This window comes from Vibrio agarilyticus, assembly GCF_012641465.1.
Taxonomy (GTDB): domain Bacteria; phylum Pseudomonadota; class Gammaproteobacteria; order Enterobacterales; family Vibrionaceae; genus Vibrio; species Vibrio agarilyticus.
Genome location: NZ_JABAIK010000036.1, coordinates 1 through 9,953, shown reverse-complemented (window position 1 = coordinate 9,953; position 9,953 = coordinate 1). Strand labels below are relative to the sequence as shown.

Genomic DNA, 9,953 nt, shown 5'->3' with positions numbered 1-9,953 from the left:
CGGCTAATCAGAACCATCAAAGAGCAATGTATCTGGATGCACAATTTTACGTCGATGCATGAGGCCAGAACCGCGATCGGTAAGTGGCTTGAGTTCTACAATACAGAAAGACCACATCAAGCTCTGAATATGAAAACGCCCGCTAAAGCGTATGAATTAGCGGCTTAAGTTGTCCAATTTCGGCTGGGTCATTACAACGCTAAGGTATTGATTTTGATATATTTTAGATAAGAAAAAAGACGTCCTGAGACGTCTTCAAACTTGAATGTGGCGGGAGTGAGGGAGTCGACCAAACATAGTATCTATTTGAATATTAATGATTTATAGCAAGTCGACTTTCGAGAATATACACTCTGTCATACATGCTATTTACGTGACACATATCACATAAAAACTACAGCTTCTGCAGCTGCCTCTCTAGTATGGCACGTTCGTTCATTAGCGAAAGCACGGGGCTAATGTCTGATAACATAGCTTTAACCTCAACTTCATTAATATGGCATTTGTCATCTCGCAAGCAACTTTGATAACAGCGTAAAAGGCAATCCAATTTGAATGTATTTGTACAGCCAAATTTTGCTTCAGATGCGTGTTTTCTTAATGAAGAAATTAAATCTTGGTAGTTTTTTGCGTTTAAATAATTTAAGTTAGACCTGACATAACGATAACCATTCTCATCCATGCCCGTTTTTGACATTAGTTCAGCTAGATTAGAATAGAGAGATTTATAACTTTCTTCGTTAATAAACAATCGATTTGTGCAGGCAAAAAAATGCTGCAGCTCATCAATTATTCTAAGCATATCCGAGATAGATGTTGCAGTATCCAGTTGCTTAGAAATACCCTTTCGATAATATGAGTCCAGATAGATCTCCGGCTTATACGATTCTCGGTTATATTCTCCATGCTCAGGTTTTGACATTTTATTAAATAGGCTGCGTATTATAGACCCCAACGAACCTTGATGATCTCGATTTTTGGGTTTATTAGCCCACTCTAGTACACAGGGAATCAGTTCATTTGCAATCCAATCATGACTCGTTTTTACATCCCAGTAATATCGAGGCCCAATATTGCCGTCAAAATCATTCACTAATAACTCTCCAGGAGGAGACCAAACCAAAATAACGTCATTATCAGGTCTAGTATAAGTCGCATGGGTACTTTCTTTCGCTACCGGCTTAATGAATACATGATACCCAGCATCCATCTTTTCGCTAGAAGATTTTGTATAGATCTTTAACCAGTTAGACCCACTATCAAATACGCTCCAGGTACCATTGGTTTCAAATGCATCGTTTTCCCTAGCAAAAGCCTGTATAGCTCCCCAGAGGCTACGCTTAATACTCATTAAAGGAATGTCATTGCCTTTATAGGCATAAGTAGAAAAGTCACTTGAACGTCATGCTTCTTCTATCTGCGAAATACGAGAAACGTACTCATTTTTAAAGTACTTCATTGCACTTTGAAATGATAATACTTCTTCTCTTGAAATTAGAATTCTACTGTTTCCGATATCACAAAAAAAAGTGTCATGTTCAGCTGAAGAATTCTTCGTTAGATATGGATGCTCAAACTCGCCCGCAGGAATTTCACATCCAATGAAGTAGCGTTCCAATAACTGTTTTCCACTTAATGTAGTCATTACGTGAGAAAATTTACCATTTCGAAATTCTACAAAGCAGCTAAGGCTATTTTTATCCTTTGAAGGCAAGAAGCCTTGTATTCGTACATGATCATTTTTATACGAAAAGAAATCTTCATAGATTTCTTCCTCTATCTTTTTGTAACCTACCCAACTTGCAGACTCTTCAAACCTAAATATTCCATATTTTTGAATATGCCATAGAGCAGCCTCTCCCCAGAATGACTTAACCCAAGACTCATGAAAATATTTGAAAACAAGTTCTGGAAAATTACGCACCCACTTGTTTAGTTCGCTGATAGATACGATTTCATATTCAATGTTTAGCTCTGAAAGCTTCTGCGCTTCTTTTTTCCACAGAGCAATATCCTCGGCAGAAATGTCCTCTGCTACCAGTAGACTGAATTTATCTATTGGTATACCCCAGTTTTCATAATTCTTTAAAAACCTAGCCACTGTTCTTTTGTATTCAGAAGCGTTGTAATTTTTTACTCTTTTCACTTCGTACAATGAATATGTAGTTCTCGTACTTTCACTGTTTTCAACGAAAATATCAGCTCCGTATTGCTTTTGCCCTACCGTGCCAATTGGAAGCACTTTAAAAATTGAACGCCGCAATTTGTAACTCGTAATGTAATCAATCAAATCACAACAAAAACGTTCAAACATCAAAGGTTCCATTAAATCAAACGGAAGTCTATCTGGTTTCTCAACTGCCGAAGCTTGGTACTTATTAATTTCCGTATTTTCTAAATATTCTGGTAAGTGCATAAATTTAACCCTAGTTAGAACGCTACACTAGCAAATATGCCAAAGTAACCCAGCAAGCATAAACTGTTAATATTTAAAGCAATTAATCAAAAAACATTATTCAACGCTTCTTAGCAAATTCACGTTTCCCCAAAAACCAATGCCACACTCGCTTAAATAAGCCAACTCTGTGGCTATAGGTATTATCATCGCCTTTAGGTTTTGCTTGGTAATAGTGGGCTTTATTGTGCTTATCGTTATCGCGGCCGGCAGTTATGGTTTTCTTATCCCATTGTCCTGCCTCAACGATCATGCCCTTTCTGATAAAGTAATGTGAGCGACACTTAAATCCCCAATTTCCAATTGACGGAGATAATGAAATAGAATCACCATCAAACATTAGCTGCCAATCGGTTGGTGTTATGGGTGTTACTACTTGATTTCCACAACCGCAGCAACAGCTATGAATAGCTGTTGCATACTCCATAGATACGTACAATATACCAGGCTCTAACTGCTTCGGAATTGAACGAACAAACTTATGCGCTAGGTGCGTATGTTTAAGCATAAGACTCTCCATTCAGTAGTAGATTTCCATCCGTAGTGTACGTAGAATGATGCTCCTGCTCCAAATCACGGTAAAAACCCCGTATTTTTTTCCACTTTATTACCGCTAGAGCTGCATTTAAAGCGTTTAGATCTGCTACCTGAATATTTGAAGAATAAACATCATTCCCTTCACCACCAAATGAGACTCTACCTTCATGGACGTGTTGTCTCTTACCGCTCGTGCTAGCGGTCACTCTCAAGATTCCTCCTAGAGAACCATCTGTCAGCTCTACTCCCATACCTACATCAACAAAAGGAATATCAAGTTCTTCCAGTTTTTGCACTATAGACTTTTTACTGGTACCGGCATCAATACAAATAAAGGCAAAGGTAACTCCATTCAGCAGCTCTAAATTTTCCTCGTCTATGTAAGTTGAACTAGTAGAGATCCTTTTATGCATATTCGAATAGATGCTTTTGAAATACTCAACTTTCTTTTCTGCATCTCGCAGAGCTTCTAGCGTTGGTGCTCCTGGTGCTCTGAAAGCATTGTGTTGCAAAAACTCATCACTATCAAAAAGACGAATCTCTCTTACAGGTGTTTTAGCCACTAGATCAAGGATATATGAGCCTGTGCCCCCCAAACCAATTATGGCGACAGACTCTTCAGCAAGCAGGTCGCTTAACGCCCCAATACCAACCCGTCCAGAAGCCGTCTCTGTATAGTTAAATACGCTATCTTCCTCGTCTTCTGGTGTCGAAAACACTTTAGGGCTTATCCCTGAATTCAGTACTTCAGCATGGCCTGACAAAATTGAGGCATATGTGGTCATTTTATGGTAATAATCGGTGTACCCTGACTTAGGTTTACTGGAAAACATATGCTTAGCAGTAATGCCTCGACCTAAATCGAATATTGAGCTCTGGAGTACCACAGCATTCAGAGCTTCCCCCTCTGCATTGCACGGCATATCACCATCGAAGTGAACTACATGAGTGTCAGGAATTCGAGTCCTGTCACCTGCAAGAGATAAACTCGAGATAATTGTCCCTCGACATACATGTCGATTTGAGTTTACGTATGGGACATCACGCATGATCAAGAAACCATTTTTTACCTGGATGAAATATCCTTCATCTCTAAGGCGCTTAAGATCTGAATTAAGATTTATCAGTTGCAGTGACATTGAATACCGTCCCTTTTTTCTTAACTATTACAGAACCACCAGCAGCTAACTCGCCAGCGTGAGGCTTAGACTTTGCATGACGATAAGTCATTGAATAACAGGTATTAGGATTACTAGGCGGATATTGGAACTCGAAAGATACAATCTGCTCATAAGTTACATTTGGATCATCAAGTACATGTTCTCGTGAATTGACAGTTATGATGTAATCAGGCTTTGGCTTATCAGCCACGACAAAATGCTCAATGCCAGCCTCAGATAAATCTACCGTATCATCGGGCTCAATTAATCTATCAGTTCCTCCCCTGACATCTAAAAAGATAGCCTGCTCATCCGCTACATCCGCAAGGAAATACAGATCGGAGCCATCAATCTCAGGTTTACCCCACACAATCTGACGACCTTTCAAGCTAAATTTGAAGTCACGGTCAGTTTTGAATGCAATAAAACGCTCAACTCCACGAGCTCTAAGATCAACTGTCTCGTTTAAGCGGATATCTTCAAAATCACCTGATGGTAGGATAGCGAAGAGACTATAATCATCAAACGAATCAAGCCCTGCTATTTCAATTAACTGACGTCCCGTGGGAACTGGATCTTGTACATTAAGAGAGCGAAACTGCAAGCTATCCAAAGCAAAGAAAATTCGGAAGCCTCGGCCACCGTGAGGGTGGTGGCCTTTTGTATCATGTGGATGTTGTTCTACATCTTTCATTTTGATAGTACCTTTAGTTTTCAGCCAGAACCATTCTGGTCTTACTTACTTAATCGCAACTATCAGGTAGAACCGGTAATTTTTTTTAACTTTTTTTTATTGAGCCCGACGGAACCATACCGCAGATAAAAAATGCAGGACAAGATGGGCAACTTCGAGAAGATCTTTTTGCGGGGAACTGACCCAGTCTGATCTGCGTAATGATGTCTATGAGTGTTTTCTTTCTGTTGCTCAAAACCTTAGCCGTTAAACTACTCTCTGACGTCAATTCATCGGCTAGGTACAGCGTTTCAACCTTTGCACTTGGGTATGCTTGTTCGGAAGCTAAAATAAAAGCAGCAGTACCCACACTGTCGTCTTTTTTACGAGCATGCCCTGTCCTAATACGCCGTACTACTTTTCTTCCACTTGGCTCGCTCAAAATATCATCAGGTCGAACGATAACTTTCTCACCCCCGAGATCTAGAGTGATAGGTGAGATTGTAGCTTTTTCCATGCTTTTTCGACTAGAAACAAAATAGTTACTCATTGAACAAGCCAGATCAGTGAATTCTTTGATATACCCATGCTCACTCAATCCATTTATAGCTAAAGCACTCTCAACCACACTTTTGAGCTCTGACTCGTCAAATCCTTCTTCCATATGACGTTGAACCACAAACCTAACTGTATCATGTAGTTTGACATATGATGTTTTAGTCCGCTTCCCCCCAGTTTTGAGCAGGTGGGTATAAAGGTAACGTCTTGGACATTGTTGATAGAGTCCTAAATGGTTTGACTCAAAAATAAAATCGCGATCAACCGCAATATCCATATCGGTATCAAAGTCAATACGTGGGAGATTGTAAGTTTCAACTACATTGCTCGTCCTAACTTTATCTTGAATACGCGAGATAAAAGGGGAATGCTTCCATTGTGAATTGTTAGATTTCTTGGCTGGAGCATACATAAATAGCTTATCTTGAGCACGTGACATCGATACATAAAACAAGCACTCTTGCTCTTTTTCATGTTCCGCTTTTAACATCGTAACAGACGTGTCATCTTCGCCAGTAATCATACCGAACGGAGGTTCACATGCTGGCTTCTGATATGTTCTCGGTAATGTACCTTGACTCATCCCTGGTAAATGAACAACTTTAAACTCAAGCCCTTTAGCACCATGCATGGTCATCAATCGCACAGCATCAATACTCTGTGCCGAAGCAGGTAACTGCCTCAAATCTTTGTCATCACCCAACCTTAGTAAACGGCGAACTCGCTCTAGCAATCTTGTTACCGGCAAGCCACTAGCAGTTTCAGCAGATATTGCTGTACGCACAAAGTTCATTAGCTGCCAAATAGCTATGCTTCGGTTTTTGTCTGACACTACTTCAGAACTACTGAGACGTGCAGCAATGCGAGTTTTGTCAAAAATTAACGTTGCAAGAACTTTCCACGGGTGATCCGTTTTATCAATTCCTTCAAACGTCCTACCCAATTTGGACAACGCTTCTTTTCCAGAACTAGATATTCCTGTGATATCCTGCGAATCAAGCAACCACCCTTTGTCTTCACAACGCTCCGTGCGTAAGTGATTCAAAATGACATCTAAATCTTCTAAAGATAATTCAAATTCTGGCCACCGACCGATACGTACTAACCCGCTCCCCCAAGAGTCTGTCAAAAGTGATAAGAAAGAAAACATGTCTTTTACTTCTTCTCTTTCAAATAGGCTACCCAGGTATAGTACGGGAACTCCCAAGAGCTCCAGTTGTTCGGCAAGCTGAGATAGTCGCTCATTACCACTACACAATACAGCTTGGTCTCTATATGAATATCCAGACTCTTGCATGTCCTTAATTGTTTCAGCTAGAACAACAGCTTGGTCGTCTGCTTTTTCAACTACTTTAAACTCAGGCAGGCACCCAGTTTCCCCCCTATCAGCTATCAATTCGGGACTTCCAATGTTTGCGGACATATCGAAAGCAAATTTGGAATATGCTCTAATTATTTCTTCAGAAGAGCGATAGTTGATTTTTAAACGACCTTGCAATGCTGTTGGGAAGTCCTGAGTACAGTAGCGAGACATACTAACCGAAGAAGCCCCCCGAAACCGGTATATAGACTGTCTTGCATCACCTACAGCCCAAAGGTTTTCACCTTCTCCACACAGTAGCATCAGCAACCGAATACTACTTCGATTCACATCCTGATACTCATCAACTAAGACATGATCGTAAAGCGACTGAAAGTGCTTGAACAACTCCACATTGTTTTCTAGAAACTTTACAGGCAGCAGTACTAAATCACCAAAGTCAATACAACCTTTAGCTCTCTTTAGTCTTTCATAAGCTTCATATACCGTTGCTACTTCTTTTGCTTTCAAAGCTGCCGTTTTACTTTCTTCTGTATCTGCAGAATCAAGCATCTCCTGTGCTAAGCGAAAGTAATCTCTATGATCAACAACCTCATCCTTAGCTCTTGATATTGCTGACAGCAAATTCGTAATATGTTCTGTAGGATCATGAAGATTTCGGAAGTGTTCTAAGCCTAACCGTGGAAATTCATCTTCCAAAACTTCCACGGCTTCCGTCCGTTCCAACAAACGAGGCTCTTTTTCAAATCCAAGCTCAGAATAAAATCGGCGGACCAGATCTAACCCAAACGCATGAAAGGTACCTATCCACATAGAAGCTACCGCTTCCTTATTCTTGGAAGCTAATCGCTCTGCCATTTCGCCTGCGGCTTTGTTCGAGAATGTTAGTATCAGAATTCTACGAGGATCTACTCCTTCATCCAGTAGTCCTTCAACTCTTTTTACTAGAGTCTGAGTTTTCCCTGTTCCCGGACCAGCCTCCAATAAGTAAGGTTTACCTCGGTGATCTGCCGCATGTTTTTGTTGCTCATTCAGAATCACCTCAGACTTACCTTCTTTGGTCCCAGGGTTAACTGCTGGTAACAACAAAGCATCCAATAATTGCTGAGCTACAACTTCGTAAGGAGCATCTAACTTCTCAGCGATTTCAGTAGCTGTCAGCCCATCATCTACATGCAGTTTTTTTACCCAGGTTCTTGGTAGTAAAAACTCTCTTGCAAATAAATCCATCTGAACTTCACGACGCTGCTGTGCGCTATAGTCAACCACACGATCAATGCCTATCGGAGACGCTTCTATCGTTCTTGCGGGATCTATCTCCTCAACTGAGACGTTATCTTTAGTATCACCTAACTCTATATGTCCGATCTCATGAGCTATCAAAAAAGCCTTTTGAAATTCTGTTCCGGAGTTTTCATGTAATATCAAATATTCATCCGCTATCAGTGTCGCTTTACTGCCATTCAGAACTGTTGCACCTGCTGCTACAGCCTCAACGTCATAGTCACGTCGGTCTGCTTCTGCGATCGCAAATTTCAAAGAATTCCAAGGACTTACCCCTCTACCAATAGCTTTTAGATGTAGATCAGAAGCAATTTGTCTAGCCGATTCGATACTATCCATACTCAATCCTCAGACAATAACTTCTTCCTAATAGCCATATCCACCCCTGATTGTTCCAGAAGCTCTTCGAAAGTAACTCTCTCAGCTTGCTTTGGTTTAACACTAGACTTATAGCTACGAACAGCAGTCCCACCACCCGTACCATTTAAATAGATTAAAAAGTCTTCCATTGTTTGATTTAGTGCTCCGGCAAACCGAGTGATAAAAGATACTGGGACGCTTTCAACGAGCACTTTACGATCTCGAAAAGCTGAAACGACAGATCTTGGAACTTCGAGCGATGAAGATATTCCCCTAAGCTCCTTTACTGATATGTTTTCAAATGGATCACTCACTAAATTTTGAGTAATCTGCAAATGAGTTTGCCATGCTTTTTCTATAAGTTTTTCATCTGCATCAGTGAGCTGTACCCCGTCATCAATATCAGCTCGTGTAAGCTCATGAGACAACTCTGTTAACTCGTTTATAAATTGAGGGTATTGTTCTACATAGCGAGATAAAGTGTGTTTGTCTATCTCAGGCTCCATAGAAAAATCGTATAAAACATCCTGTAACTGCAAATTGTTGTTTGAAGACATCATAAGTCTCCTCCAGTGAGCTTTTTCTTTAGTGCAGCAAAAGCTTTGTTGCGGTGAGTCCGTATGGTTTTTTCCGACTTACCAAGGGTTGCTGAAATTGATTCTGTGTTAGGATCTTTAGAGTCAATAGGCATACCTAGTTTCATCAACTGCATAATTCTTTTCTGTAAGTCTGGTAATGTATCAATCGCTGAGTCCAGGTAGATCTGGTAATCTGATACTGAAGAAATGTGAACATCAAACGGATTATATCCGTCTACAGCATACTCAACCTCCGGCTTTATGATGCCGCCACTCTCTTCAACTTCCATAGATTCCTGCTTAGTAAATCCTTTTGTGACTTTTCGGATAGCGTCTGTCTTTAGCGTGGAAAAAGCGCTCAAGAACCTGACTTCGTAAAAATCTAGCTTATCATTGTACTCAAGACAGTCATTAGCGATTAACTCAGCAAACTGCCCCAAGATTTGACTCTTGACCTCGGTGTTAGTTACTGAATCCAAGTCTCCTCGCGTTGCACGTTTAGGAATAAGCTTAAGAACTCTTCCCATCAATATCTTGTATAGTCTTTCATAACTCTTTTTAGAGGCTCTACCACGCACATTTCTAACGATATGTACAAGACACTCAATTGGAACAAATTGCACGCTCGTTTTATCATTGATAAGACTTCTTTCTACAAGAGTCTCTTCAGGTAGCTGTAATAATTCTGATAACTTTGACTCGATTTCAGGAAGCCGCCTATAGAGCTCCCCAGTCAACTTACATTTTCTCAGCGGATTAACCACAATCAAGACCCACCCACTTTTGTTGTTAGTAGATCTGATGCTAGCATATGCGTAGAGTTTCGTTAAGCCATGGCTAAAGACTAAAGATATTAGATAGTTAAGCAGCCACTCTCACGTTACAGTCGCAAACAGTTTCATGTCAGTTAAAGTATGACCCACAGCGCAATTGACAATAGCAGATCTGTAACCCTCCCCGAAAAGCTGGTCGTTAGCAATTAGAGTTTTTCCGTTTACACTGAAACAAACGGAGAACGTCTGATGAA

9 protein-coding genes are annotated in these 9,953 nt (G+C 40.5%); 1 reads left to right on the top strand and 8 read right to left on the bottom strand.

The features are described 5' to 3' along the window. Positions 1 to 6: 6 nt before the first annotated feature. On the top strand, positions 7 to 168 hold the full coding sequence (locus HGP28_RS19450) for an integrase core domain-containing protein (RefSeq protein WP_369333943.1): 162 nt from the start codon (positions 7 to 9) through the stop codon (positions 166 to 168). A 226-nt stretch (positions 169 to 394) separates the two neighbouring features. Here HGP28_RS19450 and HGP28_RS19300 read toward each other — a convergent pair whose 3' ends face one another. The 8 genes from HGP28_RS19300 to HGP28_RS18705 all read right to left on the bottom strand — a co-directional run bounded on the left by HGP28_RS19300 (position 395) and on the right by HGP28_RS18705 (position 9,690). Next, the gene (locus tag HGP28_RS19300; RefSeq protein WP_246225786.1) at positions 395 to 1,351 is read right to left on the bottom strand and encodes a hypothetical protein; all 957 of its coding nucleotides are present in this window, start codon (positions 1,349 to 1,351) and stop codon (positions 395 to 397) included. 51 nt (positions 1,352 to 1,402) lie between these two features. Continuing rightward, positions 1,403 to 2,416, bottom strand: a complete 1,014-nt coding sequence (locus HGP28_RS19295) for a hypothetical protein (protein WP_246225785.1) — start codon at positions 2,414 to 2,416, stop codon at positions 1,403 to 1,405. A gap of 100 nt (positions 2,417 to 2,516) precedes the next feature. Next, complete coding sequence (locus HGP28_RS19290) at positions 2,517 to 2,963, bottom strand: ubiquitination-like system serine protease family protein (protein WP_024699254.1); 447 nt, start codon at positions 2,961 to 2,963, stop codon at positions 2,517 to 2,519. Next, positions 2,956 to 4,131: a ThiF family adenylyltransferase gene (locus tag HGP28_RS18725; protein WP_168837968.1), complete on the bottom strand. Its 1,176-nt coding sequence runs from the start codon at positions 4,129 to 4,131 to the stop codon at positions 2,956 to 2,958. The genes HGP28_RS19290 and HGP28_RS18725 overlap by 8 nt, the downstream gene beginning before the upstream one ends. Next, the gene (locus HGP28_RS18720; RefSeq protein WP_168837967.1) at positions 4,106 to 4,846 is read right to left on the bottom strand and encodes a multiubiquitin domain-containing protein; all 741 of its coding nucleotides are present in this window, start codon (positions 4,844 to 4,846) and stop codon (positions 4,106 to 4,108) included. Before HGP28_RS18720 ends, HGP28_RS18725 begins: the two co-directional genes overlap by 26 nt. 85 nt (positions 4,847 to 4,931) lie before the next feature. Continuing rightward, entirely contained in the window at positions 4,932 to 8,327 is a 3,396-nt protein-coding gene (locus tag HGP28_RS18715; RefSeq protein ID WP_168837966.1) for a UvrD-helicase domain-containing protein, read from the bottom strand. A gap of 2 nt (positions 8,328 to 8,329) precedes the next feature. After that, positions 8,330 to 8,908 (bottom strand): hypothetical protein, encoded by a 579-nt coding sequence (locus tag HGP28_RS18710; RefSeq protein ID WP_005459835.1) that lies wholly within the window; start codon positions 8,906 to 8,908, stop codon positions 8,330 to 8,332. Further along, positions 8,905 to 9,690: a sigma-70 RNA polymerase sigma factor region 4 domain-containing protein gene (locus tag HGP28_RS18705; RefSeq protein WP_301572588.1), complete on the bottom strand. Its 786-nt coding sequence runs from the start codon at positions 9,688 to 9,690 to the stop codon at positions 8,905 to 8,907. Before HGP28_RS18705 ends, HGP28_RS18710 begins: the two co-directional genes overlap by 4 nt. Positions 9,691 to 9,953 lie beyond the last annotated feature (263 nt).

Coding starts and splice junctions, on each gene's coding strand:
- HGP28_RS19300 (WP_246225786.1), bottom strand. CDS start 1,351: ATGAGTATTAAGCGTAGCCTCTGGGGAGCTATACAGGCTTTTGCTAGG.
- HGP28_RS19295 (WP_246225785.1), bottom strand. CDS start 2,416: ATGCACTTACCAGAATATTTAGAAAATACGGAAATTAATAAGTACCAA.
- HGP28_RS19290 (WP_024699254.1), bottom strand. CDS start 2,963: ATGCTTAAACATACGCACCTAGCGCATAAGTTTGTTCGTTCAATTCCG.
- HGP28_RS18725 (WP_168837968.1), bottom strand. CDS start 4,131: ATGTCACTGCAACTGATAAATCTTAATTCAGATCTTAAGCGCCTTAGA.
- HGP28_RS18720 (WP_168837967.1), bottom strand. CDS start 4,846: ATGAAAGATGTAGAACAACATCCACATGATACAAAAGGCCACCACCCT.
- HGP28_RS18715 (WP_168837966.1), bottom strand. CDS start 8,327: ATGGATAGTATCGAATCGGCTAGACAAATTGCTTCTGATCTACATCTA.
- HGP28_RS18710 (WP_005459835.1), bottom strand. CDS start 8,908: ATGATGTCTTCAAACAACAATTTGCAGTTACAGGATGTTTTATACGAT.